Annotated in this window: 27 protein-coding genes and 7 tRNA genes; 19 read left to right on the forward strand and 15 right to left on the reverse strand. The window is 41.1% G+C overall.

Translation table 11 applies throughout. The annotated features are described in order from the left end of the window. Positions 1–131 precede the first annotated feature (131 nt). The 9 genes from ACE3G9_RS11375 to lolB form a co-directional block, all read right to left on the reverse strand. A tRNA-Met gene (locus ACE3G9_RS11375) sits at positions 132–208 on the reverse strand. 116 nt (positions 209–324) lie between these two features. Then, positions 325–399, reverse strand: a tRNA-Gln gene (locus ACE3G9_RS11380). Positions 400–436: 37 nt separating this feature from the next. After that, a tRNA-Leu gene (locus tag ACE3G9_RS11385) sits at positions 437–521 on the reverse strand. Positions 522–627: 106 nt separating this feature from the next. After that, positions 628–704: transfer RNA gene (locus ACE3G9_RS11390), tRNA-Met, on the reverse strand. Positions 705–965: 261 nt separating this feature from the next. Further along, positions 966–2,057 carry a redox-regulated ATPase YchF gene (gene ychF, locus ACE3G9_RS11395; protein ID WP_417881015.1) on the reverse strand — a complete coding sequence of 364 codons (1,092 nt, stop codon included), beginning with the start codon at positions 2,055–2,057 and terminating at the stop codon, positions 966–968. Between the two features lie 69 nt (positions 2,058–2,126). Beyond that, on the reverse strand, positions 2,127–2,717 hold the full coding sequence (gene pth, locus ACE3G9_RS11400) for an aminoacyl-tRNA hydrolase (RefSeq protein ID WP_417881016.1): 591 nt from the start codon (positions 2,715–2,717) through the stop codon (positions 2,127–2,129). A 141-nt stretch (positions 2,718–2,858) separates the two neighbouring features. Continuing rightward, on the reverse strand, positions 2,859–3,803 hold the full coding sequence (locus ACE3G9_RS11405) for a ribose-phosphate pyrophosphokinase (protein WP_417881017.1): 945 nt from the start codon (positions 3,801–3,803) through the stop codon (positions 2,859–2,861). A gap of 27 nt (positions 3,804–3,830) precedes the next feature. Beyond that, positions 3,831–4,787: a 4-(cytidine 5'-diphospho)-2-C-methyl-D-erythritol kinase gene (gene ispE / locus ACE3G9_RS11410; protein ID WP_449219172.1), complete on the reverse strand. Its 957-nt coding sequence runs from the start codon at positions 4,785–4,787 to the stop codon at positions 3,831–3,833. Continuing rightward, positions 4,787–5,449, reverse strand: coding sequence for a lipoprotein insertase outer membrane protein LolB (lolB, locus tag ACE3G9_RS11415; protein ID WP_449219173.1), 663 nt, complete (start codon positions 5,447–5,449; stop codon positions 4,787–4,789). The genes ispE and lolB overlap by 1 nt, the downstream gene beginning before the upstream one ends. A gap of 257 nt (positions 5,450–5,706) precedes the next feature. On the opposite strand from lolB, the gene hemA reads away from it, so the two are divergent. The 14 genes from hemA to ACE3G9_RS11485 all read left to right on the forward strand — a co-directional run bounded on the left by hemA (position 5,707) and on the right by ACE3G9_RS11485 (position 16,379). Continuing rightward, positions 5,707–6,966: a glutamyl-tRNA reductase gene (gene hemA / locus ACE3G9_RS11420; RefSeq protein WP_449219174.1), complete on the forward strand. Its 1,260-nt coding sequence runs from the start codon at positions 5,707–5,709 to the stop codon at positions 6,964–6,966. Between the two features lie 69 nt (positions 6,967–7,035). Next, a complete protein-coding gene (gene prfA, locus ACE3G9_RS11425) occupies positions 7,036–8,124 on the forward strand; it encodes a peptide chain release factor 1 (protein ID WP_417881021.1) in 1,089 nt (362 codons plus the stop codon). A gap of 5 nt (positions 8,125–8,129) precedes the next feature. Next, a complete protein-coding gene (gene prmC / locus ACE3G9_RS11430; RefSeq protein ID WP_449219175.1) occupies positions 8,130–8,978 on the forward strand; it encodes a peptide chain release factor N(5)-glutamine methyltransferase in 849 nt (282 codons plus the stop codon). A 57-nt stretch (positions 8,979–9,035) separates the two neighbouring features. Next, positions 9,036–9,416, forward strand: coding sequence for a SirB2 family protein (locus ACE3G9_RS11435; RefSeq protein ID WP_417881023.1), 381 nt, complete (start codon positions 9,036–9,038; stop codon positions 9,414–9,416). Positions 9,417–9,486: 70 nt separating this feature from the next. Further along, the gene (locus ACE3G9_RS11440) at positions 9,487–10,302 is read left to right on the forward strand and encodes a SirB1 family protein (protein WP_449219176.1); all 816 of its coding nucleotides are present in this window, start codon (positions 9,487–9,489) and stop codon (positions 10,300–10,302) included. 92 nt (positions 10,303–10,394) lie between these two features. Further along, positions 10,395–11,246 (forward strand): 3-deoxy-8-phosphooctulonate synthase, encoded by an 852-nt coding sequence (gene kdsA, locus ACE3G9_RS11445; protein WP_449219177.1) that lies wholly within the window; start codon positions 10,395–10,397, stop codon positions 11,244–11,246. Positions 11,247–11,554: 308 nt separating this feature from the next. After that, positions 11,555–13,216, forward strand: a complete 1,662-nt coding sequence (gene ushA, locus ACE3G9_RS11450) for a bifunctional UDP-sugar hydrolase/5'-nucleotidase UshA (protein WP_449219178.1) — start codon at positions 11,555–11,557, stop codon at positions 13,214–13,216. A gap of 122 nt (positions 13,217–13,338) precedes the next feature. Further along, entirely contained in the window at positions 13,339–13,815 is a 477-nt protein-coding gene (gene ybaK / locus ACE3G9_RS11455; RefSeq protein WP_449219179.1) for a Cys-tRNA(Pro) deacylase, read from the forward strand. A gap of 317 nt (positions 13,816–14,132) precedes the next feature. Beyond that, on the forward strand, positions 14,133–14,714 hold the full coding sequence (locus tag ACE3G9_RS11460) for a hypothetical protein (protein ID WP_449219180.1): 582 nt from the start codon (positions 14,133–14,135) through the stop codon (positions 14,712–14,714). Positions 14,715–14,733: 19 nt separating this feature from the next. Next, the gene (locus tag ACE3G9_RS11465; RefSeq protein WP_449219181.1) at positions 14,734–15,066 is read left to right on the forward strand and encodes a hypothetical protein; all 333 of its coding nucleotides are present in this window, start codon (positions 14,734–14,736) and stop codon (positions 15,064–15,066) included. Continuing rightward, positions 15,056–15,739 (forward strand): hypothetical protein, encoded by a 684-nt coding sequence (locus tag ACE3G9_RS11470; RefSeq protein ID WP_449219182.1) that lies wholly within the window; start codon positions 15,056–15,058, stop codon positions 15,737–15,739. Before ACE3G9_RS11465 ends, ACE3G9_RS11470 begins: the two co-directional genes overlap by 11 nt. A 59-nt stretch (positions 15,740–15,798) precedes the next feature. After that, positions 15,799–16,080 carry a ParE family toxin-like protein gene (locus ACE3G9_RS11475; RefSeq protein ID WP_449219183.1) on the forward strand — a complete coding sequence of 94 codons (282 nt, stop codon included), beginning with the start codon at positions 15,799–15,801 and terminating at the stop codon, positions 16,078–16,080. Between the two features lie 16 nt (positions 16,081–16,096). Then, the gene (locus ACE3G9_RS11480; protein WP_449219184.1) at positions 16,097–16,240 is read left to right on the forward strand and encodes a hypothetical protein; all 144 of its coding nucleotides are present in this window, start codon (positions 16,097–16,099) and stop codon (positions 16,238–16,240) included. Position 16,241: 1 nt separating this feature from the next. Further along, positions 16,242–16,379 (forward strand): hypothetical protein, encoded by a 138-nt coding sequence (locus tag ACE3G9_RS11485; protein WP_449219185.1) that lies wholly within the window; start codon positions 16,242–16,244, stop codon positions 16,377–16,379. Between the two features lie 719 nt (positions 16,380–17,098). Here ACE3G9_RS11485 and ACE3G9_RS11490 read toward each other — a convergent pair. Continuing rightward, positions 17,099–17,172 (reverse strand) — tRNA-Cys (locus ACE3G9_RS11490). 59 nt (positions 17,173–17,231) lie between these two features. Further along, positions 17,232–17,318, reverse strand: a tRNA-Leu gene (locus ACE3G9_RS11495). Positions 17,319–17,559: 241 nt separating this feature from the next. Here ACE3G9_RS11495 and ACE3G9_RS11500 point away from each other — a divergent pair. From ACE3G9_RS11500 to ACE3G9_RS11510, 3 genes are read left to right on the forward strand one after another with little or no spacing between them, the layout of a single operon-like run. After that, positions 17,560–18,555 carry an HlyD family secretion protein gene (locus ACE3G9_RS11500; RefSeq protein WP_449219186.1) on the forward strand — a complete coding sequence of 332 codons (996 nt, stop codon included), beginning with the start codon at positions 17,560–17,562 and terminating at the stop codon, positions 18,553–18,555. Further along, a complete protein-coding gene (locus ACE3G9_RS11505) occupies positions 18,548–19,474 on the forward strand; it encodes an ABC transporter ATP-binding protein (RefSeq protein WP_417881031.1) in 927 nt (308 codons plus the stop codon). The genes ACE3G9_RS11500 and ACE3G9_RS11505 overlap by 8 nt, the downstream gene beginning before the upstream one ends. Further along, positions 19,471–20,583 (forward strand): ABC transporter permease, encoded by a 1,113-nt coding sequence (locus ACE3G9_RS11510; protein WP_417881032.1) that lies wholly within the window; start codon positions 19,471–19,473, stop codon positions 20,581–20,583. Before ACE3G9_RS11505 ends, ACE3G9_RS11510 begins: the two co-directional genes overlap by 4 nt. A gap of 98 nt (positions 20,584–20,681) precedes the next feature. Here the strand turns inward: ACE3G9_RS11510 and rluF are convergent, their stop codons facing one another. After that, positions 20,682–21,707, reverse strand: coding sequence for a 23S rRNA pseudouridine(2604) synthase RluF (rluF, locus tag ACE3G9_RS11515; RefSeq protein ID WP_449219187.1), 1,026 nt, complete (start codon positions 21,705–21,707; stop codon positions 20,682–20,684). Positions 21,708–21,805: 98 nt separating this feature from the next. Beyond that, positions 21,806–22,387 (reverse strand): DNA endonuclease SmrA, encoded by a 582-nt coding sequence (smrA, locus tag ACE3G9_RS11520; protein WP_449219188.1) that lies wholly within the window; start codon positions 22,385–22,387, stop codon positions 21,806–21,808. 300 nt (positions 22,388–22,687) lie between these two features. Between smrA and ACE3G9_RS11525 the strand changes: the two genes are divergently transcribed. Continuing rightward, a tRNA-Pro gene (locus ACE3G9_RS11525) sits at positions 22,688–22,764 on the forward strand. A gap of 123 nt (positions 22,765–22,887) precedes the next feature. Here the strand turns inward: ACE3G9_RS11525 and gdhA are convergent. After that, positions 22,888–24,240, reverse strand: coding sequence for an NADP-specific glutamate dehydrogenase (gdhA, locus tag ACE3G9_RS11530; protein ID WP_449219189.1), 1,353 nt, complete (start codon positions 24,238–24,240; stop codon positions 22,888–22,890). 173 nt (positions 24,241–24,413) lie between these two features. Between gdhA and ACE3G9_RS11535 the strand changes: the two genes are divergently transcribed. Further along, entirely contained in the window at positions 24,414–24,926 is a 513-nt protein-coding gene (locus tag ACE3G9_RS11535) for an RNA methyltransferase (RefSeq protein WP_417881036.1), read from the forward strand. Between the two features lie 73 nt (positions 24,927–24,999). Here ACE3G9_RS11535 and ACE3G9_RS11540 read toward each other — a convergent pair whose 3' ends face one another. Then, positions 25,000–25,881: a TraB/GumN family protein gene (locus tag ACE3G9_RS11540; protein ID WP_449219190.1), complete on the reverse strand. Its 882-nt coding sequence runs from the start codon at positions 25,879–25,881 to the stop codon at positions 25,000–25,002. Between the last annotated feature and the right edge of the window lie 88 nt (positions 25,882–25,969).

A 25,969-nucleotide genomic window follows, 5' to 3' on the forward strand; every position in this document is an offset into this window, starting at 1 on the left:
CGTCTACCAATTCCGCCACGACCGCAAATTCGTGACTAGGATAAATCCTAGCTCTTCGACATTAATGGTAAGTTGATTGGTTAAACTTACTTATCGAATAACGATCCTTTAGAAAAGCATCGTTTAAAATATGGTGGCTACGACGGGATTCGAACCTGTGACCCCATCATTATGAGTGATGTGCTCTAACCAACTGAGCTACGTAGCCATGCGTTACTGAGTAACGTTGTGAGCCGAGAAGTATAACTAAATACAAACTCAACATCTAGTCTCAAAGTTATCTTTTCGAGACACGAGCCTCGATAACCGAGATTCGTTAAAATTTGGCTGGGCTACCTGGATTCGAACCAGGGAATGCCGGCATCAAAAGCCGGTGCCTTACCGCTTGGCGATAGCCCAGTTGACGGAACTCGATACTCGAGAAACGTTTTAATTATGGTGCGGTCGGAGAGACTTGAACTCTCACACCTTGCGGCGCCAGAACCTAAATCTGGTGCGTCTACCAATTCCGCCACGACCGCAAATTCGTGACTAGGATAAATCCTAGCTCTTCGACATTAATGGTAAGTTGATTGGTTAAACTTACTTATCGAATAACGATCCTTTAGAAAAGCATCATTTAAAATATGGTGGCTACGACGGGATTCGAACCTGTGACCCCATCATTATGAGTGATGTGCTCTAACCAACTGAGCTACGTAGCCTAAATTTTATTGTCCCTGTGTCTCAAGGACGGAGCGCATTATGCGTATCTGGGCCGCAAGCGTCAACAGTTTTTTTTAATAAATTGGCATTCTTGAATTGTTCGACTTTTTTTTAAACAAAAAGCTTTGTTTGTGAGCAAATACTAGTACTTAAAGCGAATTTTTCTCAAAAGAACCGTCTTTCAAAGACTTAATTCAAATAATAAAAAAGCCAGAAAATGACTGGCTTTATACAAACGTTAAAAAAATAATGTTTGTTATTTATACGTTAAAGCGGAAATGGACAACATCACCATCTTTTACGATGTAATCTTTACCTTCTAAACGCCATTTGCCCGCTTCTTTAGCGCCACTTTCACCTTTAAATTGGATGAAGTCTTCATAACCAACAACTTCAGCACGAATGAAGCCTTTTTCAAAGTCTGTATGGATTTTACCCGCTGATTGAGGGGCCGTTGCACCAACAGGGATAGTCCAAGCGCGAACTTCTTGTACGCCAGCGGTGAAGTAGGTTTGTAAGTCGAGTAGTTCATAACCAGAACGAATTACGCGGTTTAGGCCCGGTTCTTCAATACCCAAATCAGCTAAGAATTCGTTACGATCTTCTTCGTCTAGTTCTGACATTTCAGATTCAATTGCTGCACAAACCGGTACCACAACGGCATTTTCGCCTTTTGCGTATTCACGAACTTGGTCTAAGAATGGGTTATTTTCAAAACCATCTTCGTTTACGTTAGCAATGTACATAGTTGGTTTTAATGTCAGGAAGTTTAAGTAACCTACCGCAGCAAGCTCTTCTTTACTTAACTCAACAGAACGAGCCATGCCACCTTCAGTGAATACTGGAAGTAGTTTTTCTAGTACTGTGATTTCATATTTTGCGTCTTTATCGCCGCCTTTTGCTTTTTTCGCTTGGCGTTGAATGGCACGTTCACAGCTATCTAAATCGGCTAGAGCAAGCTCAAGGTTAATAATTTCAATATCTTCAATTGGTGAAATCCGACCTGCAACGTGGACGATGTTTTCGTTCTCAAAGCAGCGAACAACATGACCAATCGCATCAGTTTCACGGATGTTAGCTAGGAATTTGTTACCTAACCCTTCACCTTTTGATGCACCGGCAACTAAGCCTGCAATATCAACGAATTCCATAGTAGTTGGCAGAATACGTTTAGGGTTAACAATTTCAGCTAACGCATCTAGACGTAGATCTGGCACTGGTACGACACCCGTATTTGGCTCAATTGTACAGAAAGGGAAGTTAGCCGCTTCAATACCAGCTTTAGTTAGTGCATTAAATAGAGTTGATTTACCTACGTTTGGTAAACCGACGATTCCACATTTGAAACCCATGATATTAACCTTCTTTCATTCAGCATCATTAGCCGACTTATGTTGTAATTTTCTGACTCTTAAAGCGACTTATTCAGCTTTAAAAGTATGTAATCTATTTTGAGCTTTTGATAAGCCATCTTTGAGGAGAATGTCTAAACTTCTTACTGACTCATCGACCACTGCATCGAGTAATTCTTGTTCTTTGGCTGGGGCTTTACCGAGTACATAACCTGCCACACGGTCTTTATGGCCTGGGTGACCAATTCCAATTCTAAGTCGGTAAAAATCTTTGTTGTTGGCTTGCTTTGCAATAATATCTTTTAAGCCGTTATGACCGCCATGTCCGCCACCTTTTTTGAATTTAGCAACACCGGGAGGAAGATCCAGTTCATCATGAGCAACCATGATCTCCTCAGGTTTTATTTGATAAAATTTCGCAAGAGCAGAGACGGATTTTCCCGACAGGTTCATAAAGGTCGTCGGGATCAGTAACCGCAGATCTTGACCATTAACCAGAATGCGACCAGTGTAGCCATAAAACTTATTTTCGTCTTTTAGTGTCACGTTGTGAACGCGAGCTAATTCTTCAACCACCCATGCACCTGCATTATGGCGTGTTTTTGCATATTCAGGCCCAGGGTTCGCCAGACCAACGAGTAATTTGATAGGTTGAGTCAAAGTTTAGTTCTCTTTTCAAATTTAAAAAGCGCGGCATGATAGCATATTTTTTTCACGGATGGGCAAAGCTGGAAACAATAAAAAACCACTTTACCGTAAAGCAAAGTGGTTTCATTTATTTAGAACTTTGAGTTTCGAGTATTAGTTAAACATCGCAGAAATAGATTCTTCGTTGCTAATACGACGAATAGCTTCAGCAAGCATGCTTGAAAGCGTTAGCTGCGTTACTTTGCCCGTAGCTTTCATTTCTTCTGATAACTTGATTGAGTCAGTGATGATTACTTGGTCAAGTACAGAGTTTTGGATGTTTTCAGCGGCTTTGCCAGAGAATACGGCATGCGTGGCGTATGCAAATACACGTTTCGCACCACGTTCTTTCAACGCTTCAGCTGCTTTACATAGCGTGCCACCGGTATCGATCATGTCATCAACAATCACACAGTCGCGATCTTTAACATCACCAATTAAGTTCATCACTTCAGAAACGTTAGCACGAGGACGACGCTTATCAACAATCGCGATGTCAGTATCATCTAACATTTTTGCTGTTGCACGAGCACGTACAACACCGCCAAGGTCAGGAGATACAACAACAGGATCTTCAAGGTTACGAGACTTCATATCTTCCATTAGTACTGGTGTACCGAAGATGTTATCGACAGGCACATCGAAGAAGCCTTGAATTTGCTCAGCATGTAAGTCGATAGTTAAAACGCGGTCTACACCAACGTTAGAAAGGAAGTCTGCAACTACTTTTGCAGTGATTGGAACACGAGCTGAACGGACACGACGGTCTTGACGTGCGTAACCAAAATAAGGAATGACCGCTGTAATTCGACCTGCAGAAGCACGGCGCATTGCATCGATCATTACTACTAATTCCATTAAGTTGTCGTTGGTTGGGGCACAGGTAGATTGAATGATGAATACATCACTACCACGAACATTTTCATTGATTTGTACAGCGACTTCGCCGTCGGAAAAACGGTTAACAGTTGCGTCACCAAGGGAAATGTAAAGACGATCTGCAATACGTTGGGCTAGTTCAGGTGTGGCGTTACCAGCAAATAGCTTCATATCAGGCACGGTGGAAACCTCGGGTTGCGTCCAGTTTTAAATTGAGTTGTGGTTGGCTTGTTTGTAGTCAGCCAAAGTCTTATGAAGTGGTGAAGTATTCACCCCTTTGGCGATAAAGCCGAAGACACTATTACCTAACTGAGTTTGGGTATTTAACTTAGTTTGGGTTGATTCTGTTTGGTCGTTTAATTTCGTAAGAACACTTTCAGCTTCTTCTTGAGTATCAAACTCAGCGAAAAGACATGAGCCCGTTCCAGTTAATCTCGACGGCGCGTATTGTAGCAGCCATGAAAGTTGCTTAGCAACCTCCGGATAGAGTAAAGTGACGATTTTTTCGCAATCGTTTCCGTAAGGCTGCTGCAAAAGTGTTGTAAGAGCTTGCTTTGGCGTATTTCTTGTTAAATCTGGATGAGTGAAAATTTCTGCAGTTGTTATATTTTCTTCAGGCTTGATCACAAGGTACCACTTCTCATCAGGTGTCGCTGAGGTGAGTTTTTCACCTACACCTTCTGCAAATGCTGCTTGGCCGCGAACAAACACTGGCACATCCGCACCGAGTTTAAGGCCGAGTTCAGCAAGTTTGTCTAATGAGAAATTTAAGTCCCATGCAGTATTTAATATCACTAAGGTTGTTGCCGCATTTGAAGATCCACCGCCCAATCCGCCGCCCATTGGTATTACTTTATGTAGGTTAATCTCAGCACCTAAAGCTTGCGCATTCGATATATTTTTTCGTTCAGCTTCATCTTTCAGTGCTTGTGCTGCTTTCCAAATTAAATTGCTTTCCAGAGGTACTCCAGAAATTTCCGGTGTTATCGTGACGTTGCCAGATAGGTTAGGCGAGAACTTTAAGGTGTCACCGAAATCAATGAATTGGAATAAAGTCTGTAATTCATGGTAGCCATTATCGAGACGCCCAGTGATATATAAAAATAAATTCAGTTTTGCAGGGGAAGGCCATTCAATCTGAGTAAGCGTTGAGTGTTGAAACATTATAGAATCCATTTACTGATCAAGATTTTAATTTCGGTGTCACTTTGGTGTAACAGCAATTGTTTTGGCAAAGTGATGCTTTGTTGTTGATTTATCACGCTTTGATAATTTAAGTAAGACAGTGTCCAATCGCGACCATCGATCATTTTATTTAAACTTTCTACGGTATTCGATTGATTGAATGTGACGTTATCCGCTTGGGTTGGTAAACCTTTTATCCAGTCGGGTAATTGACTTACAGGAATCGCTAAGCCGGTTAAGTTTTGGATGAGGGCGTTAGCTTGTTGCGCGGTTTGAACTTTGCCATCGGAATTGGTCACCATCGCGCCTGTTGGAGTCATTTGAATAGTGAGAACGGTTTGCCCAAAAACGGACAATAATTTGAGCTCACTGAAAGAATTGACCTGTTTAAGAATAAAATTTAGCGATTGACGGTGCTCTGGATCTTTATAGCCAATTTTACCGGTTGCTTTAAAAGTGTTGATCTGCTTGAGTACGGCTTTTTGGTTCTGCCAATCGACAGAGTAATTTTCTTGGGTCGGTGGTACGCTGCTACAACCTGACAGAATAAGTACCAATGTAGCCAATATTGTTGTGGTTAGGCGTTGAACAGGATAACGAGCACTTACTATGGTGCGAATAAAAGCGAAATGAGAAAACAAAGTGGCTTCCTTTGGCAGTTCGTAATTGAGTGCTAACTATACCATTCTATTTATGGTGAGAGCATTAGTAATGAAATATTTAACTTTCTGCTGTAATTAGAGAGTCAACAATGACGTTGTTTCAATCTTTTACATCACGTAATAACAAGGAAGGGGGTTAGAAAAGTACTAATAAAAACGGATGCCTCTTTCATTAATAAGTCCCATCAAGTAAAATTGCGTCCCTTTTATAATAAATTTCAGAGTGTCCTCACTAGATGTCCTTGCTTGCTATTGGTATCAATCACAATACAGCGTCGGTTGAGTTGCGAGAAAAAATTGCATTTTCACCGGAAAAACTGTCTGAAGCTTTAGCGCAGATAGCGATTAGTGACACCATAAAAAGTGGTGTGATAGTTTCCACATGCAATCGAACTGAAATTTATTGCGATGTAAAAAAAGGTACAGCTAAAGGTTATATCATTGAATGGTTGATGAATTTTCATCAACTAGATTCTGATGAATTAATGTCGAGTATTTATACCTACGAAGAACAAGCGGCCGTGCGTCATTTAATGCGTGTGGCATGTGGATTAGATTCTTTGGTACTTGGTGAGCCGCAAATTCTCGGTCAAGTAAAGCAAGCTTATGCTGAATCTACTGAGCTTAATGCAGTTAATGGCATGACAGAAAAGCTATTTCACAAAGCATTCTCAGTGGCAAAACGAGTCCGTACGGAAACCGCAATCGGCGGTAGTGCGGTTTCCGTGGCTTACGCGGCGTGCATTTTAGCCAAACAAATTTTTGAATCGATGAAAAATGTTACCGTGTTACTCGTTGGTGCGGGTGAGACGATTGAGCTAGTCGCAAAACACATATCATCGACAGAATGTAAAAAAATTATCGTTGCCAACCGTACGTTGGAACGTGCGAAAATCTTAGCTGATCAATTTTGTGGCGAAACCATTACTCTATCTGAAATTCCAGAGCATTTAGCCGAGGCTGATATTGTGATCAGTTCGACCGCCAGTCCACTGCCGATTATCGGCAAAGGTATGGTTGAATCCGCTTTGAAAAAACGCAAACACCAGCCGATGCTATTAGTTGATATTGCGGTTCCCCGTGACATCGAATCCCAAGTGGGTGATTTAGATGATGCTTATTTGTATAGTGTGGATGATCTGCAAGGCATCGTGAATAAAAACATTGAGCAGCGAAAAGTAGAAGCTATTCAAGCAGAGGCGATTGTTTCTGAAGAAAGTGCGGCCTTTATGACTTGGTTGCGTTCATTGCAAGCGGTCGATAGCATCCGTGATTATCGTGAACAAGCCAATGACATCAAAAATGATTTATTAGAAAAAAGCCTCAATGTACTCGCAGCTGGTGGCGATCCAGAGAGAGTATTACGAGAATTAAGTAATAAACTGACTAATCGTTTAATTCATCCCCCAACACGAGCGATGCAAATTGTTGCAGAGCAAGGTGAGCCTGAAAAGCTGATCGTTATCCGCCAAAGTTTAGGTTTAGAAGAGTTGTAGCGACGCTTATTTTTAGCCTTGTTATGATTTATGCCTTCCATTTTATTGATACTAAAAAAGAATTAAATTATGAAATCGTCAATTTTGACTAAATTAGAAACACTGGTTGAACGCTATGAAGAAGTTCAGCACTTACTTGGTGACCCTGATGTTATTGGCGACCAAAATAAATTCCGCACTTTATCTAAAGAATATTCTCAGCTAGAAGAAGTCACTAAATGCTTCCAAGCTTACCAGCAAGCGCAAGAAGATTTAGTCGCGGCTGAAGAAATGGCACAAGAAGATGACGCTGAAATGCGTGAAATGGCGCAAGAAGAAATCAAAGAGTCAAAAGTGATGATTGAGCGTCTCGCGGATGAATTGCAAATCTTATTGATTCCAAAAGATCCCAATGATGAGCGTAACTGTTTCTTAGAGATTCGTGCTGGTGCCGGTGGTGATGAAGCGGGCATTTTTGCTGGTGATTTATTCCGTATGTATAGCCGTTTTGCTGAGAAAAAAGGTTGGCGGATTGAAGTGATCAGCAGTAATGAAGCTGAACATGGTGGTTACAAAGAAATGATCGCTAAAGTGAATGGCGATGGTGCTTATGGCGTATTGAAATTTGAATCAGGCGGTCACCGCGTACAACGTGTTCCTGCGACTGAATCACAAGGTCGCGTTCATACTTCAGCTTGTACCGTTGCGGTTATGGCGGAAATTCCAGAAGCGGAAATACCAGAGATTAAAGCATCAGATCTGAAAATTGATACCTTCCGTTCATCCGGCGCGGGTGGTCAGCACGTTAACACCACCGACTCAGCGATTCGTATTACCCACTTACCAACTGGTACGGTAGTTGAGTGCCAGGATGAGCGTTCACAGCATAAAAACAAAGCCAAAGCGATGGCAGTACTTGCTGCGCGTATTATTCAAGCAGAAGAAGCCAAACGTGCGGCAGAAGAGTCTGATACTCGTCGTAACTTATTAGGCTCTGGTGACCGTAGCGACCGTATTCGTACTTATAACTACCCACAAGGCCGTGTATCGGATCACCGCATTAACTTAACCTTGTACCGTTTAAGTGAAGTGATGGAAGGCGATCTACAAAGCTTGGTGGATCCAGTGATTCAAGAATATCAAGCCGACCAGCTAGCCGCACTATCAGAGCAATATTAATCTCAATGATCAGCATTGAAGCTAACTTACAAACGGCGATTGAAGCATTGATCGCCAGTGGTTCTGATACGCCAGCACTGGATGCCGCAGTACTGTTGTGTCGCGTATTGGATAAACCGCGCAGCTATTTGCTTACTTGGCCAGAGCGCGAGCTTGATGCGGCTCAACAAGTTCAATTTGATGAACTATTAGCTAAGCGTATTGAAGGTCAACCAGTAGCTTATATTCTAGGTGAGCGAGAATTCTGGTCATTACCGTTGGACGTTGCGCCTGCTACTTTAATCCCGCGCGCGGATACTGAAAGGCTGGTGGAATTAGCACTAGAAAAAATTCCGTCTATTGACGGGGATATTTTGGATCTCGGTACCGGTACGGGAGCCATTGCTTTGGCACTCGCTTCTGAATTTCCTGAACGTCGTGTGATTGGGATCGATTTACAATTACAAGCCCAACAGCTAGCTACCCGTAATGCCCAAAAACTCAACCTAGCTAATGCATCGTTCTTGCAAGGTAGTTGGTTTGAACCATTGGATGATAAAACTGAATTTTCCTGTATTGTGAGTAACCCTCCTTATATTGATAAGATGGATCCACATCTTGTACAAGGAGATGTTCGTTTTGAACCTCTGACGGCGCTGGTCGCTGAAGAAAAAGGGCTTGCCGATCTCAGGTATATTGCTGCCAATGCGCGTCAATATTTAAAATCGGGGGGGTGGTTATTAATGGAACATGGCTATGATCAGGGAACTGATGTTCGCCAGATTCTACAGGATGCAGGTTACCAGCAAGTAACGACTGAACAAGATTATGGTCACAATGACCGCGTAACACTAGGTTGTTGGCTGAACGATTAACTATTGAATAAAGATAACAGTTGGCATGATGCTGACTATCAAAAGAAGAGATAAACAATGTTATATACCTCAATGAAACACGTACATTTATTGGCTATTGCACTCAGTGTTTTATTCTTAACAGTTCGTTATATTTTAATGATGATGGATTCGCCATTACTTAATAAAAAGTTCTTCAAAGTCACGCCTCATATTGTTGATACCGTTTTATTACTATCGGGTATTTTTCTTATTTTCATCACAGGTTTTATGCCATTTACCGCTGCGGGCGCTTGGCTAACTGAAAAAATCAGCTGCGTTTTAGTGTATATCGCACTTGGATTTGTCGCTCTGAAGCTGGGTAAAAATAAAGTGATTCGCAGCGTGGCATTCTTTGGTGCTTTAGGTTGGTTGTATTGGGCCGCACACCTTGCGATGACCAAAGTTCCGACATTGTAAGCATTGTTTTAACTTGAAATTGATAACTTCAACTTGAAACCGATAGCTTTAACTTGAGTAGTTTGACGTAATGACTGATTTAGAATTATTTGAACAAGAAATTGATGAATGCAGTTTGCTGGAAGGAGCGTTAGCGTTAAATGCGTTAATTTTCCCTGAAACCGATAAGCCGTGGGTGATGCATACGTTAAATGCCATGTTTGAAGAGCTTGAACATGCGTTAGTGCATGAAACGGATGAAAAGCAAAAGTTCGAATCTTTCCTACGCTTTTTCTACCACGATTGGAACTTTTCCGGTGACAGCGAGCAGTTTTTTGACTCATCTAATGCTCGAGTGGAGTTGGTATTAAAACGCCGTAAAGGGATCCCCGTTAGTTTAGGTGCGCTGTTGGTTTATTTTGGTGAGCGTTTAGGCTTTCCAATTGTAGGCGTCAGCTTTCCGAGTCAATTTATTGTTAAAGTGAATTGGCCGCATGAGGCGCCGCTGTACATCAATCCATTTAATGGCGAGTATGTGTCTAAGTCTATTTTACGTGCTTGGTTGATTGGTTATGAAGGTCCATTAGCTAAAGTAAAACCTCAAGATCTTGCCGCTTGTGATAATCCAAGTGTTTTGGGGCGTTGGCTTGCGGTCATTAAAGGGGCTTTGATACGTGAAGATAATTTTGCTCAAGCATTAATGTGCACAGATATTGCGCTAAGCTTTGTACCTGACGATCCTTATGAAATACGCGACCGCGGTTTTATTTACCAACAGCTTGATTGTCAGCAATTAGCAATGGAAGATTTCCAGTTTTTTATTGATAGCTGCCCGGAAGATCCCTCTTCTGAAATGCTTAAAATTCAGGTGAACGCATTAAGCGGGCACCAAGTAACTATTCATTAGTAGAGATGCATTAGTAGAGATTTACTAATAGCGGCTCACTATAACTTATTCATTAATTTCAAACATAGCGTTTGAAGGACGGAGCGAACAGTATGCAACAGAAAACCGTTAATATCGGCAACATCCCAGTTGCTAATAATAAACCTTTTACTCTTTTTGCTGGTATGAACGTACTTGAGTCTCGTGACCTTGCGATGCAAATCTGTGAGCACTATGTAAACGTTACTGAAAAGCTAGGCATTCCATACGTATTTAAAGCGTCTTTTGATAAAGCTAACCGTTCTTCAGTGCATTCTTACCGTGGCCCTGGCTTGGAAGAAGGCATGAAAATCTTCCAAGAGCTGAAAGATACTTTCGGTGTGAAAATTATTACTGACGTGCATACGGAAGCGCAAGCACAACCCGTTGCGGATGTGGTTGATGTTATTCAATTGCCAGCTTTCTTAGCTCGTCAAACTGACTTAGTTGAAGCAATGGCAAAAACGGGCGCAGTCATTAACGTGAAGAAACCACAATTTATGAGCCCGAACCAAGTGGGGAATATCGTGGATAAATTCGCAGAATGCGGTAACGATAAAATCATCTTATGTGAACGCGGTTCATGCATGGGTTACGACAACCTAGTCGTTGATATGCTTGGTTTTGGTGTAATGAAAAATGCATCAAACGGCAGCCCAATCATTTTTGATGTAACCCACTCACTACAAATGCGCGATCCTTCAGGTGCCGCTTCTGGTGGCCGTCGTGAGCAAACAGTAGAGCTAGCAAAAGCCGGCCTAGCTACAGGTATTGCGGGTCTATTTATCGAAGCGCATCCAAATCCAGACCAAGCGAAATGCGATGGTCCGTCTGCATTGCCACTCGATAAGCTAGAACCATTCTTGAAGCAAATGAAAGATCTTGATGATTTAATCAAAGGCTTTGAGCATATCGATATTCGATAACTCACATAGACTTTATCGATAAACGTTAAAAACCAGTCATTTATGTGACTGGTTTTATTATACTGATTCCAATAAATGAGTGGGTTAGATTAACGTAGTTAGCAAGCTTTTTAATAAGCTAAGATGATCAATTATTTGCTGGAGTTGGTATTCTTATAATGGATAGAATCGTTTTCTTGTGATCGTGACATCAATTCTTTTTGTTAACTATTCTTAAAGTTAATCAATCTATTACACTTTGTGTCTTTATACCTTCACATTAGCGTTGTTCTTTTCTTTTTAATTTCTCACTTTACAGGTATTCATCGATGAAACATTTTGTATTAAAAACGTCAGTCGTCGCGATTGCTTTAGCTTCAGTTGTCGCTTGTTCTAATCAATCAGGGCATGAGTGGCAAGCGGATAAAACCTATAAGCTTACTGTACTACATACCAATGATAACCATGGTCGCTTCTGGCATAACCAAGATGGTGAATATGGGATGGCGGCACGTAAAACCTTGATTGATAGCATTCGTAAGCAAGTACAAGCAGAAGGAGGCAATGTTTTGTTGTTCTCTGGGGGTGATATCAATACTGGTGTACCTGAATCAGACTTACAAGATGCTGAGCCTGATTTTAAAGGCATGGATAAAATTGGTTACGATGCAATGGCAGTCGGGAACCATGAATTTGATAATCCATTATCGGTACTGATGAAGCAGCGTGATTGGGTTAATTTCCCAATGCTTTCTGCCAATATCTACGATAAAAAAACCGGTGAGCGACTATTCCAGCCTTATAAAATTTTCGATGAACAAGGGATCAAAATTGCGGTTATTGGTTTAACTACCGAAGATACCGCCAAGATTGGTAACCCTGAATATATTGGCGATGTGGAATTTCGAGATCCGAAATCTGAAGCTAAGAAAGTCATTGAACAACTACAAGCTAATGAAAAACCCGATCTGATTTTTGCTGTAACTCACATGGGGCATTATGACAATGGTTTAAGCGGTGCTAATGCGCCGGGTGATGTTACTCTCGCTCGTTATTTACCACAAGGTGAGTTGGATATGATTGTCGGTGGACACTCACAAGAGCCAGTGTGCATGGAGTCTGAAAACCACAGAAAACAAGACTACAAGCCTGGTGATGAATGTGCGCCAGATAAACAAAATGGCACTTGGATTGTTCAAGCTCACGAATGGGGTAAATATGTCGGTCGCGCCGATTTTGAGTTCAAAAATGGTGAACTCAACATGGTGAGCTATAACCTTATTCCTGTAAATTTAAAGAAAACCATTAATGTCAATGGTGAGAAGAAAAAAGAATTAGTACAAGCTGAAATCCCACAAGATCTCGAGTTAAAAGCTTTCCTACAGCCATATCAAGATAAAGGCCAAGAGCAACTAAACGTGCAAATCTCTTATTCAAATGGCAAGCTTGAAGGAGATCGTAACGTAGTGCGCTTTAAGCAAACAAACTTAGGTCGCTTGATTGGTATGTCACACATGGAGCGAGTGAATGCCGACTTTGCCGTGATGAACTCTGGCGGTGTGCGTGATTCTATTGCCGCAGGTGATATCACTTACAAAGACGTTCTTAAAGTGCAACCATTTGGCAATATCGTCACCTACATGGATATGAAAGGCAGCGAACTGTTGGATTACCTCAATGTTGTAGCGACCAAGCCGGTTGATTCAGGTGCCTACGTGCAGTTTGCGGGTATATCCATGACAGTTGCCAAAGACAAAGTGAGCAATGTCGTCATTGGCGGTAAGCCACTCGATCCAAACAAAGTTTACCGTTTCTCTATCCCAAGCTTTAATGCTGCAGGTGGCGATGGCTATCCAAAAATTGATGATAAACCGGGTTTTGTGAATACAGGGTTTGTTGATGCCGAAGTATTAAAAGACTACTTAGAAAAACACAACCCAATCAATGTTGCTGATTACGAGCCAAATGGTGAAATTAAATACCTTAACTAACCTAAAGCATTGAACTGAAATTCAGTTTATTTAAGAATGTATTCGAGCAAACTGAGTATAAAACAGCGCTGAATCAAGCGCTGTTTTTGTTTGTTAAGGTAATCGCTTATTAAGGACAAATTATGACACCGGCAATTAATCTCGCGAAAAAGAAGAAAATCCCGCATACGGTTCATCAATATAAGCATGATCCTAATGCAACAAGTTATGGGCTAGAGGCAGCTGAAGTCCTTGGACAAGATCCCGCGCAAGTATTTAAAACCTTATTATTTTGTCTTAATGGTGAAGCGAAGAACCTTGCGGTAGCGATCATTCCGGTTGAAAACAAATTAAACCTTAAACAAGCCGCCAAAGCCGCCGGTGCTAAAAAAGCCGAAATGGCCGATCCTGACATCGCACAAAAAACCACAGGCTATGTAGTAGGGGGAATTAGTCCGCTAGGCCAAAAGAAAGCCTTACCAACATTTATTCATCAATCCGCCACCAACTTTGACACCATCTGTGTGTCAGCCGGTAAACGAGGCTTGGAGATCGAACTTGCGCCACAGGATCTGGCTGGTTTAACTAGGGGGAAGTTTGTGGATTTGTGTCAGGGGTAAATTGTTTTTGAGCAGAACCTTCTTACGATATCCCTGATATGACGATATTTAAGATAATGCCAATTATACAAATAAACTACCAAACGATGGCTAAATTTACTGACCCACTACAGTACGAAGGTGTACGTTCTCATATCAGTACGAACAGATATTGATATTAATTTTACGAGGAAGTGACTGCTGGGGCAATTAAAGAGTGCAAACACTACAAGTTATCGATGCAATCCATGATTTGCGTAACATTTTATATTAATATCTGATTTTTATATACTGAAATATCAGTGGTTTATGTAAAGTATCTATTAGGCAAATAAATCATGAGTAAGAACACTATCAACAACGATATCCCAAAGCTAAAATTGGCTAGGCCCTCTTTAATACACTATTTACAGCAGGCAGACTGGACATTAAGTCGCTTGCTTGGGTTTATTTTAAAGGCGTTAGTCTTTATTTTTTTAGTCAGTATAAGCATTACTGTCGTCAGTTTTGAATTGCTCAATATTTTTGAGTATCAAGATGGACTAGCTGATGTATCAACTATCGAGATTATCTTTTTTATCTCATTTTTAGTGTTGTTAAAACGCTATTGGGTATATACAAAACAAACCTCACTTCGCTGGTGGCATATCATTAGTACCCCATTTTTATGGCACGGAAGGTTCATAACCGCTGCTTTGCTTTGTGTAAGTACGATTGCTTTCATTGACCTATTTCAAGGTACCGAGCACTTTAAAAACTTGCTATTGCTAAAACAAAGTTACGAGCAAATCTTTTCTTTCGGCATTATATTATTGTGTTTATATATTGCGATTCCAAGCCAGAGTCTGATTATGCTCCAAAACTCAGACTCTAACATCCCATTAAAAAAAACAAATAACGACGATATTAAACAAGCATAAACGGAGACTTAAATTTAAAATGCTCAATAAAAAAAACTTCATGCTAGCTATGACATTAGGCAGCTTACCAATGGCTTCGAGTGCTGCTGCGATCACTTTAGTCGATAGCTGTGTTGAACTTGTGAATATTTATGAATCTAAAAATTCAAAACACTTACTTGCAGCACAAACTACATCTCTTTCGGAGAGTTTACGTGCAGGGTATTGTTTAGGAGTGATTGAGCAATATGCTAAATCCGAATACGGCTGCCGTTCAGATTGGTATGACCGAGCACAGTTTATTGCTCGCGAGTCATTAAAAGATAGGCCTTTGCCAGAACGCAAACTATTGGAGCTGTCGTGTGAAATCTGACGATAGTTACATCTCAACACCTGATGCAATATGGAAGCTATTCAACATAAAGTTAGCCGAACATAAATCATTCAAAGATTTGGTGTACCCGCTAGTAAGAAGCAAAGGCTTTTTGGAAGTTAAAAAAGAGCCTATGGCATTAGGCTCAACAAAGCACCACTTGCTTATTGCAAGTAGTAGCCTAACCAAACTTCATAACGCCGTTTTGCTACAAGGTTTTTTTGCTGATAGTAAACGAATCAAAGATACTTTTGCTCATCCTAAAAAACGCATAGAAGCAGCAGCCTTTTTAGAAACTATCATCATAGGTAGACAATCAATCCTCACGGTAGGTATTCAAACAATCACGCTGTCAGAATTGATCGTAAAATTAAAATCAGAACATATTGATCTAAATAAAGAAAAACTGCCCAACCCTTTTAAAGAGTTACCCCAACTTTATCTCAATGGCGTAACCAGTGTGATGCAAGCTCTATTGGCTCAAAGCGCCCAGCTAACACAAGGCGAATCAATGGTCATGCACTTTTTCAATCAGGATATAGAAAAAGCCTACCTTGCCGCATGCTCCCTGAAAAGTACAACTCCTGCATTGGCTAGATACCAATCCCATATTAAACAGAAATATCTCGAAGCCGTTGAGTTCGATGACCTATTACATAATTTATTAAATTAGTTGTTGCGAGTGCAGTGCACTCAATCATTCTTGCCGTTAGTTCATCAGGGAGAGCAAGAATGACTTCGACCAAACAGTTAGTTGACACATTTCAAGCTCGAATTCCTTCGTGCCATATAAAGCGAGCTTTTACTATCGAAAAGCAACTTGGATCGGGAACTTCATATCTTAGTTTAGGAGGTAGGAAGATTCGCTCTTGCCCAACCTTTATAAGGTTTAAATTAGGAAGAGGATTTCGATTTATTTGGCATAACACCTCTGATGGGCTACAACCCACAGCAATTACAACTAGGCAGGGATTTGAACGAATACTTAAGCAAATTCGTAAGGCTAGTTGCTAAATAAGGAAATCAGAACATGTCTAAAAAAATTACACCAACAAATAATTCAGCGAACATGCCAAACTCAAACAAAGGTTCCTCTGGTACGAATAAGCAATACGACCAAAACCAAGGCAATCGTGGTAAGCAACTCAACCCTAACCAACAAGGGAAGAAATAGTATGCCTAACTCAAGTGAAATGTCCCAAGACGAGCTCGATATATGGTCAGATATCAATAACCCAAATAACGATGCTGATATGGATGATTGGTCTGATGCACATAACCCAAATAATGATGATTACTTAGGTGATGATTAGGTGAGAAGCGGCTCTCTAGGGAGTCGCTACTTTTTGTAGTAGATTAAGTAATTAGGCACAGAGTTAGAGTTCTAGACATGAGAAAATTAAATCGCAGGGTCTTGAAATCAGCCTCAATTTCCTTCTGGCACGTAATGGGGCATAAATAAGTAACTTACATCAACCCTCCCCAGTCCTCCCTTGGCTGTAAGTCTTGATACCAAGTATTTTTCATTGATAAAGGGAGGGAGTTATTTGTGAACGCTTGTTGTTTAGCTGCATATATTCAATATTCTCCTGTCTCAAGTTTTCAAGATTCCGCACTAAATAAGCTGATTTCTGAATCGCTTAGTCTCCAATGTAATGACTACTTTAGTTGCTTATAGCATGCGATTAACCATAGTGAGTATGAGAGTAAAAGCGGCAAAGATCAGCTCTTTCCCTTGATAGATGATGTTACTTGGCAACAGAAGTCGACATAAGGGGAAGCTGGATGGAGTTGGTTACGCCAAACTAGCCAAACTATAATTTTACTGGTAAAGGGAAGGAGCTGGTTCGTTGATATGGATAGATCAGCGATAAACTCACCTCACTAGATAAATAAACTACATTCTGACATAAGAAGTTTCTAGATATATGAGGTACATAGGGCAAAGTGTGCTAGTAAAACTGTCGAACCTTAAACCCCTTTTCAATAGACGTAAAAAAGCCTGACTATTTCTAGTCAGGCTTTCTAAATCTGGAGGCGCCTCCCGGAGTCGAACCGAGGTCCACGGATTTGCAATCCGCTGCATAGCCACTCTGCCAAGGCGCCATTTTGTATTGGGTGTTTTTTGAAGAAACTTTTGAAGAGTTTATCGAGAATCTTTTAGATGGTGCCCCGGGCCGGACTTGAACCGGCACAGCGCGAACGCCGAGGGATTTTAAATCCCTTGTGTCTACCAATTCCACCACCAGGGCACATGTAATCTAAATTACAGGGCACTTAAACTGAAAAGTTAGAACACCATCATCTTCGCTTGAAGACGAGGCATACTTTATAGTATTCAACGCAGAGGTAAACATTTTTTTTCAAAAACAAGGTTTAAGTGTCTGCTTTTTAGGCTTTTTGCTTTGTTTATAGTCAAAGTGAGGTGCATTATATACTCTCTACTATTTTTTTATCATGTTTACTTATGCACCTTCTCAGGGGAATAAAGTGATGACTATTTTTAAGGTGAGTATTTTGGCTATTCAAAACTGGCGGATGATTTTCGGGATCAGTTTGGTCTTGTTGACTCTAAATGCTTGCTCGCCAACCGAATCTCCACAAGCGTCAGGAACATTAGAACGAGAGCGTATTCGCTTGCTTGCCACCTCAAGCGAAATCATCACATCATTGCCTATCAAACAAGGCAGTGTAGTGAAAGTTGGCCAAGTAATTGCTCAATTAGATCCTACTACACAAAAAGCTATTTTAGCTAAAGCCAAGGCTGAACGAGATCAACAACAAGCCAATTTAAATAAGATGCTTAATGGTGAACGTTCAGAAGATATTGATGTTGCGACAGCGAATTTAAATAGCGCGAAAGCGGAACTGTTGGATGCACAAAAGCATTTAAAACGTATCAATGAATTAGTGAACAGAAAACTCGCTTCAATCGCAGATCAAGATAATGCCTTATACGAAAGAGATACTAAGCAAGGCCAGTATGACTCTGCTTACAAAACATGGTTGAAGCTCACCAACGGAAACCGAATTGAAGATATTGAATTTGCTAAAGCGCAGTTGGCCGCGGCAAAAGCAGAAGTCATGTTGCAACAGCATAAACTCCAACAATTAACGGTTGTCGCAACCCGAAATGGCATTCTTGATTCGTTACCTTATAACTTGGGTGAACGAGTCACACAGAATTCGGTGGTGGCGATCATTCAATCTAATTCTGCGCCATACGCTCGTGTTTACCTGCCTGAGCAATATAAGCATTCAATTCAAGTCGGCAGTTCATTAATGGTACATATTGATGGAGTCAAGCAAGCATTACGTGGAAAACTTCGTTGGATTTCCGTTGACCCTGCTTTTACACCTTATCGAAACATGACGGAAGAAGATCGTTCTCGTTTAGTGTATTTAGCGGAAATTGATTTGCCTAAAGAAGCTTCACAATATGCCGCCGGTATTCCTCTGCAGGTGGACTTGGAGTCTGAGCATGAGTGAGATTGCTATTTACGCTCGTAATGTTGTGAAGAAGTTTGGTCATTTTACTGCGATTGATGACATTTCCATATCTGTGCCTAAAGGGTGTATTTATGGTTTTCTTGGTCCGAATGGATGCGGTAAATCAACTATGATCCGTACACTGACTGGCTTGCTCACGCCGACTTCTGGTGAAATTGATGTTCTAGGGTTACGCATTCCCAAAGATGCTGAAAAGTTGCGTTTAAATATTGGCTATATGACCCAAAAATTTTCACTTTATGATGATCTAAGTGTTGAAGAAAACTTGATCTTTATAGGACAAATTTATGGCATGGATAAACGCAAGTTAGCTGAACGTCTAGAGCAACAACTAAAAACGTATGGCTTAGATCAATTACGTAATCAACGAGTAAAAGGCATGAGTGGTGGACAAAAACAACGCTTATCTCTTGCTTCGGCCACGATGAACAACCCTGAACTTTTGTTCCTTGATGAGCCTACGTCGGCGGTCGATCCGGAAAATCGCCGCGACTTTTGGGAAAAGCTATTCGATTTATCTGATCAAGGCACCACAATTTTAATTACCACGCATTATATGGATGAAGCCGAAAAGTGCCATCGTTTGGCCATTATGGAAGCGGGCAAGATGCGAGCGGATGGTGAACCGGAAGAGCTCATGGACAAGATGGGGGTTAATATTGTGGAAATTAAAGCAGATAACCTTCGTCAGTTGAAAGCAACTTTATTGAGTCAGCCAGAGATCCGTACTGCAGCACAACTCGGAGTGAGATTACGAGTTTTAGTCTATCAATCGGTCAATGATCCTATTGATTGGTTGCGACAAAGATTCTCTCAATTAGCCGATTGTGAAATGAGTTTAGTGCGCCCAACATTAGAGGATGTGTTTGTTAGTGTGACTGGAGAGGGCCGTCAATGAGTAGCCTTTTCCGTATGAAAGCAATAATGGTGAAGGAATTTCGTCAACTGTCACGAGATAAACTCACCTACGCCATGATAGTCATGATCCCATTGATTCAGTTGTTATTATTTGGTTATGCGATTAATACTGTTGTGCGCCACATTCCAGTCGCGGTGGTCGATCAAAGTCATAGCCAAGCTTCACGTTGGCTAGTGGCGTCGATGAAAGCATCACAAGTGGTTGATGTGGTGAAAAATTATCAATCGACAGCTGAAGGTCAGAAGGGGATTCAAACCGGTGAAGTACGAGCCGTTTTAGTGATCCCTTATGATTTAGAGCAAAGGCAAGCGCAGCAAAGAGTTCAAGCACAATGGATGATTGATGGTTCTGACAGCATGATAGGTTCGGCAATTTTAGGATTAGAAAACATGCCTGTGACCAATACCTACAAATTGTCTAATCTACCGGTTGATTCCAAAGCGACCAATCAAACCTTTGAAATGACAATGTTTTATAACCCCGCGCAACGGTCGGCGATCAATATTGTACCGGGATTGCTAGGCGTTATTTTAACGATGACGATGGTGCTATTTACTAGTATTGCTATCGTTAGAGAATCAGAACAAGGGAACTTGGAGTTATTGATCACAACGCCGGTGAATTCATTTGAATTAATGATCGCTAAAATCATTCCCTATATATTTGTTGGTCTACTGCAAGTCGCGATTGTTTTAGGCTTAGGCTACTTTATTTTTGATGTACCAATAAACGCGTCATTAATTGATGTTTTTCTTGGTTCACTGGTCTTTATTTCAGCAAGTTTGACACTAGGTTTAGTGATTTCTACGATTGCTAAAACACAACTTCAAGCAATGCAATTGACACTGTTTATTATTTTGCCTTCCATTTTATTGTCGGGCTTTATGTTTCCAATCGAAGGCATGCCAGTATTGGCACAGTGGATAGCCGAAGGATTGCCAGCCACACACTATATGCGGATTATTCGGGCACTGGTGTTAAAAGGTGCAGAGTTAGGAGATTTGTATAAAGATGTGCTGTGGTTGTTGGGTTTCACCGTGGTAGGGATTGCGGTTGCCGCGTTGAGATTTAAGAAAACGCTTGATTAATGATTAACAAGAAGTGATGAGCAGTAAAAAAATACCGGCAGCGTTTTAATAAGTCGCTACCGGATTAGTTATTTGTTGGATTGGGTATTACTTAATGGTTACTTCTTTGGTGTCCATTTTTTGATAGTACTGCTATTTGAGTTACCAAAACGAGAGCCTTTGCTAGCAGGCTTTCTAGGTGTCGCTGCTTTGGGCTTATCTTGATTACGGCTACGATTACCACCAGTGCGATCACTTTCTTTACCTTTGGTACGTGGTTTACGTTCAAACTCACCTTTACCTCGGTAAGTTTTAAATTGAGTTTCACGTTCTTTTTCCGCTTGCTTGCGTGCATCGTGTAATTTAGCGTCTGTTGCTTTCGCAATGCTATGACCATCAGCGGCGACTTTAGAGGCTTCTTCTGTACCTACTGAACCTTCAATCATATTATGAATTTCAGTGATTTCAGCATCGGTTAAGTAACGCCATTTGCCGTTTGGTAGTCCATCAATGGTGATGTTCATAATACGAACGCGGCGTAGTTTATAAACATCGTAACCTAAGGCTTCACACATACGGCGAATTTGACGGTTTAAGCCTTGAGTCAAAGTCATACGGAAAGAAAAATCGGTTTCTTTGCTTACCTTACAAGGTAGGGTTGTGGTATCCAAAATATCGACACCTGAGCTCATCTTGGTTATAAACTCTTCGGTAATCGGCTTATCAACACGTACTACATATTCTTTTTCGTGGGCATTACCCGCACGTAAGATCTTGTTGACGATATCTCCGTCATTGGTTAAGAAAATCAAACCATCAGAAGGTTTATCTAGGCGACCAATTGGGAAGATACGTTTACGGTGACCAATAAAATCAACAATATTGCCTTCAACGTGACGCTCGGTAGTACAAGTAATTCCCGTTGGTTTATTTAGCGCAATATAGATAGGCTTTTCTTTGGTCTTAATTGGCTTGTTATCAACCTGAACATCATCGCCCGGCAGCACTTTAGTACCCATTTCCGGCACGATGCCATTAATAGTGACACGGCCTTGATTGATAAGCTTATCGGCTTCACGGCGTGAGCAAAAGCCCGAATCGCTGATGAATTTATTAAGACGAATAGCAGAAGTTTGATTAGTCATAGTGATCTCTTTTGACGTTTCACAACGGAAATGCTCAGCGATATATTAAAAAGATAGCTTGAGCGATGAAGGTGATAGAGCTTAGCAGATTTGCTGATTTAACTCATTCGTTTTTGGTGGCGTTCGCGGTTATCTAATTTCATTTCAGCACTTTTCTTAATTAAGACATACACCGCACCGCTGCCACCATGAAAAGGTTGAGCACTATGAAAACACATCACATCAGAAATCTGCTCAAGCCATGCGGCAACATAGCTTTTCATTAAGGCGGGTGGATTAGAACGCTCACCTTTACCGTGCACAATTAAGACACTGCGAGTATCAAGACGCTGTGCTTGGCGTAAAAACGACACCACATCTTCACGAGCTTGCTCTAAAGTCCGACGGTGTAAATCTAACTTGGCGGTAATCGGGTACTTACCTAAACGTAATTTGCGGAATACGCCATCTTGAACGCCATCTTTTTTGTATTCCAAAATATCATCAGGCTTCAGCATAGGCGCATTATCCAACGATAGATATTCGTCATACTCTTCTGTTAAAGATACGGCTGCTTTGCGTCGGGCAAGGTGCGCTTCAGTAAGAGTTCGCGCTTTGGTTCGAATGGTCGTATCTTGCTTTATCGGTTTAACATCACCCATCATTTGTTGAAATAAGTCTAAGTCATTATCGTTTGTCATAATCATTACCACTTGATGGAAAGCTGTTATAGGAAAATTATAACGGTAGAGAGTGATATGGGAATCGTATCTGCTTATAAAATCAGCAAATGAACGTTATTTTTTAAAATCGTAAAATAATTGCTTAAAAACTCTTGCGCTTACTAATAAAATCCGTATTATACGCAGCTCATTCAGCGACACATTGCTGACATGAATTTCGGTGAATAGCGCAGTTTTGTAGCGCATCTCCGGCTTTTAGGAATAGCGGGACCAGAGGGCGACCCTTGGTACAAAAAACTAAAAGCGAATACAAAATCTCGGTGAATAGCGCAGTTTGGTAGCGCATCTGGTTTGGGACCAGAGGGTCGGGGGTTCGAATCCCTCTTCACCGACCACTTTTAAAAAGGCCTCACAGCAATGTGAGGCCTTTTTGCATTTAATCCCAATAGGTCGGAGGCTCGTCTGATATTAGAACATTAATCAAACGCCATCTTCAATGAGCGTAGCGTTGACTTTCTTTAGACGATACCTTGCTCAAGCATTGCATCAGCAACCTTTCTAAAGCCAGCAATATTAGCACCTAACACTAAGTTACCAGGTTGACCAAACTCTTTACTGGTTTCGTTCACATTGTCAAAAATGTTTTTCATAATTGCTTGTAAGTGGGTATCTACTTTCTCGAAAGTCCAATTCTGCATACTGGCATTTTGTGCCATTTCAAGCTGACTGGTTGCGACTCCACCTGCATTCGCTGCTTTTGCTGGACCGTAAGCGATTTTAGATTCAATAATAGTTTGAACCGCTTCTGGCGTAGTTGGCATATTTGCACCTTCACTAATTAGGTGACATCCATTACTGATCAATGCTTGGGCATCAGACAATGTCAGTTCATTTTGTGTTGCACATGGGAAAGCTGCGTCGGCTTGATAACGCCATACACTATGACCATCTTCAGGGTAGTCGTCCACGGGAGTATATTTTGCTTCTGGGTAGGTGTCTAAATAGGTTTCTAAGCTGGTACGTTGCACTTCTTTGAGTTGTTTGAGTAGTTCAAGGTCGATACCTTGTTCATGGTAAATTGTACCTCTTGAATCACTGCAAGATACCGGGATCGCACCGATTTGATACAGTTTTTCGATAGCGTAAATAGCCACGTTACCCGCACCGGAAACTAAACACCTTTTTCCTTTTAATGAGCTTTGACGATCATTGAGCATGTATTCTGCGAAATAAACCGCGCCATAGCCGGTGGCTTCTTTTCTTACTAGTGAACCACCCCATAGCAGGCTTTTTCCGGTAAGAACGCCTTCATAACGACCAGTTAAACGCTTATATTGACCAAACAAATAGCCGATCTCACGAGCCCCAACCCCTATATCCCCTGCAGGAACGTCTGTTGTTGGACCGATATGGCGATATAGTTCATTCATAAAGGACTGACAAAAACGCATGATCTCTCCATCAGATTTGCCTTTAGGGTTGAAGTTCGACCCACCTTTGCCACCACCAATAGGTAATCCAGTCAGTGCATTTTTGAATATTTGCTCAAAACCAAGAAATTTAATAATGCCAGCATTGACTGAATGGTGAAATCTTAAGCCGCCTTTGTATGGGCCAAGGGCTGAGTTAAATTCAATTCGGTAACCTTTGTTTACTTGAACTTGGCCTGCATCATCCACCCAAGGAACACGAAACATGATTTGACGCTCCGGTTCGACAATTCTTTGGAGTATGGCTTGTTCCTGGTATTGTTTGTTACTTTCAATTAGAGGAACAAGTGAATGCAAAACATCCTCAACAGCTTGATAAAATTCTTTTTGAGCAGGGCTGGTGTGCTGTAGTGAGGAAATGGTATCGTGAATATGAGTCATTTATACTTCCTTGATATGGCTAAAATTATGATCGTGTGATTATTTAATGCTACTTTTGATTGAGATTCAATCATAACAACCGGATGGCTTGTTAAGCGTCGCAACTTAACACTTTGATGATGCATATTGGTTTTGCTATTATCGCGCGACTGTTTTCTACTATGACTTTCTTTATGTCTATTAATCATACTCACATCATTCTCGGTTTAACCAATCCAAAAAGTCCGTCTAATGTTGGTGCGGTGATGCGTGCTGCTGGTTGTTATCGCGCGGATGCGGTTCGTTATACTGGCGTACGATATGAAAAAGCCGCCAAGTTTCATACTGATACTAAAAGCGTTGCCCGTCATATTCCACTTGATGGGGTAGATGATATGCTGCAAGGCTTAGATGTGGATACCAAAATAGTGTGTGTTGAGCTAGCCGAAGGGGCGATTGCGCTACCTGAGTTTGAACATCCAGAAAAAGCGTTATACGTATTTGGTCCTGAAGATGGCAGCATCGAGCAGTCCGTGGTATCGAAAGCCGATGCAGTGGTGTATGTGCCAACGGTGGGGTGTATGAATCTAGCTGCGACGGTCAATGTCTTGCTGTATGACCGCTTAGCTAAATCATCAAACATTGAACAAGGCGATGAGTTAATTCGTAAAAGCCGCGATAACCGCAATCACTTGCAAGTCGTTTGATTTTTCAAAATATACCTAAAGTAATTGGAGTTGCAGTCAACAAAACTGCAGCTTCAAGTTCGATGGATATGGGTTAAAGTGGACAATAACTGTCTGTGCTGGTGGAGATCAGAGTAACCTGATAACCATGCTCTGTCAGTGCTTGAATCAAGTTTTGTTCAGCGATTAAATGCAGAGCGCCAACCGCAATCACATATTGGCCTGTCGGAGATAAAAACGATGGGTCAATAATTTTGTTTATCCAATCTCGGTTACGGCTATACAGTAGATCATCGCTGGTTTTCTGATCCCATTCTGATGTTTCCAGTAATTTACGTAAGTTGTCTTGATCACCATCTTGCCAGCTTTGAATCATGCACGAATAAATATCTTCAGTTTGCTGCTGTTCATCACTGATCGCATCAAGCAATAAGCTTTTGCCGTTATCTGGTAGGTTTTGCAATACATCAAGTTGTTGAGCAAGGCTTTCAAATGTCAGTAATGGAACTTTTAATGCTTGGGCTTGTTTTTGTATGGTTTGATCAACGCCTTCAGTGACATTATAACCAAGCGATTCAAAGGTTTGACTCTCAATGCTGACCGCAGTTAACCAAGGCGGTAAGTTGAGCAAGGTCATTGGATTGAGTTTTAGGTGTTTGGCGGTTTTCTCAAGTTGTTTTCTTTGTTCTGAAGTTAACACTTGCTTGGTGAGTGTTACGCCATCAAAGTTTATTTGTGGCATGCCCTCTTCAAGGTTGGCTTCTAATACTAATCCATCACTGGTTTTCAAAAATTGCTCTAATATTTTTGGTAATGGGTACATGCTTTTATGCCCAAGGTGAATGGTACCGATCAACATTAATTGTTGTTGTCCTTTAGTCGCTTTCCAAACCAATGGCTCAGCGTGGCTTGTTGTGGCGAACAATAAAGAGGGCAGTGACAATAAAGAAAGCAGAAGAGGGCGCCAGTTTTTCATATTAGCTATATACCTTGAATCACTTGGAAATAGAGTTCGGTTTTGTCTTAAAGATAGAATAGCATGATGAAAGTGGTATCATGCTATT

Source organism: Vibrio sp. E150_018 (assembly GCF_053544035.1).

What these genes read in the sequence shown, in the direction of transcription:
- ACE3G9_RS11475 (WP_449219183.1), top strand. Translation starts at nt 15,799, where the DNA reads ATGACTTCGACCAAACAGTTAGTTGACACATTTCAAGCTCGAATTCCT.
- ACE3G9_RS11485 (WP_449219185.1), top strand. Translation starts at nt 16,242, where the DNA reads ATGCCTAACTCAAGTGAAATGTCCCAAGACGAGCTCGATATATGGTCA.
- ACE3G9_RS11465 (WP_449219181.1), top strand. Translation starts at nt 14,734, where the DNA reads ATGCTCAATAAAAAAAACTTCATGCTAGCTATGACATTAGGCAGCTTA.
- hemA (WP_449219174.1), top strand. Translation starts at nt 5,707, where the DNA reads ATGTCCTTGCTTGCTATTGGTATCAATCACAATACAGCGTCGGTTGAG.
- ACE3G9_RS11480 (WP_449219184.1), top strand. Translation starts at nt 16,097, where the DNA reads ATGTCTAAAAAAATTACACCAACAAATAATTCAGCGAACATGCCAAAC.
- ACE3G9_RS11460 (WP_449219180.1), top strand. Translation starts at nt 14,133, where the DNA reads ATGAGTAAGAACACTATCAACAACGATATCCCAAAGCTAAAATTGGCT.
- ACE3G9_RS11540 (WP_449219190.1), bottom strand. Translation starts at nt 25,881, where the DNA reads ATGAAAAACTGGCGCCCTCTTCTGCTTTCTTTATTGTCACTGCCCTCT.
- smrA (WP_449219188.1), bottom strand. Translation starts at nt 22,387, where the DNA reads ATGACAAACGATAATGACTTAGACTTATTTCAACAAATGATGGGTGAT.
- ACE3G9_RS11435 (WP_417881023.1), top strand. Translation starts at nt 9,036, where the DNA reads ATGTTATATACCTCAATGAAACACGTACATTTATTGGCTATTGCACTC.
- ACE3G9_RS11535 (WP_417881036.1), top strand. Translation starts at nt 24,414, where the DNA reads ATGTCTATTAATCATACTCACATCATTCTCGGTTTAACCAATCCAAAA.
- ushA (WP_449219178.1), top strand. Translation starts at nt 11,555, where the DNA reads ATGAAACATTTTGTATTAAAAACGTCAGTCGTCGCGATTGCTTTAGCT.
- ispE (WP_449219172.1), bottom strand. Translation starts at nt 4,787, where the DNA reads ATGTTTCAACACTCAACGCTTACTCAGATTGAATGGCCTTCCCCTGCA.
- ACE3G9_RS11440 (WP_449219176.1), top strand. Translation starts at nt 9,487, where the DNA reads ATGACTGATTTAGAATTATTTGAACAAGAAATTGATGAATGCAGTTTG.
- ACE3G9_RS11500 (WP_449219186.1), top strand. Translation starts at nt 17,560, where the DNA reads ATGACTATTTTTAAGGTGAGTATTTTGGCTATTCAAAACTGGCGGATG.
- ACE3G9_RS11510 (WP_417881032.1), top strand. Translation starts at nt 19,471, where the DNA reads ATGAGTAGCCTTTTCCGTATGAAAGCAATAATGGTGAAGGAATTTCGT.
- prfA (WP_417881021.1), top strand. Translation starts at nt 7,036, where the DNA reads ATGAAATCGTCAATTTTGACTAAATTAGAAACACTGGTTGAACGCTAT.
- ybaK (WP_449219179.1), top strand. Translation starts at nt 13,339, where the DNA reads ATGACACCGGCAATTAATCTCGCGAAAAAGAAGAAAATCCCGCATACG.
- rluF (WP_449219187.1), bottom strand. Translation starts at nt 21,707, where the DNA reads ATGACTAATCAAACTTCTGCTATTCGTCTTAATAAATTCATCAGCGAT.
- gdhA (WP_449219189.1), bottom strand. Translation starts at nt 24,240, where the DNA reads ATGACTCATATTCACGATACCATTTCCTCACTACAGCACACCAGCCCT.
- ychF (WP_417881015.1), bottom strand. Translation starts at nt 2,057, where the DNA reads ATGGGTTTCAAATGTGGAATCGTCGGTTTACCAAACGTAGGTAAATCA.
- prmC (WP_449219175.1), top strand. Translation starts at nt 8,130, where the DNA reads ATGATCAGCATTGAAGCTAACTTACAAACGGCGATTGAAGCATTGATC.
- ACE3G9_RS11505 (WP_417881031.1), top strand. Translation starts at nt 18,548, where the DNA reads ATGAGTGAGATTGCTATTTACGCTCGTAATGTTGTGAAGAAGTTTGGT.
- kdsA (WP_449219177.1), top strand. Translation starts at nt 10,395, where the DNA reads ATGCAACAGAAAACCGTTAATATCGGCAACATCCCAGTTGCTAATAAT.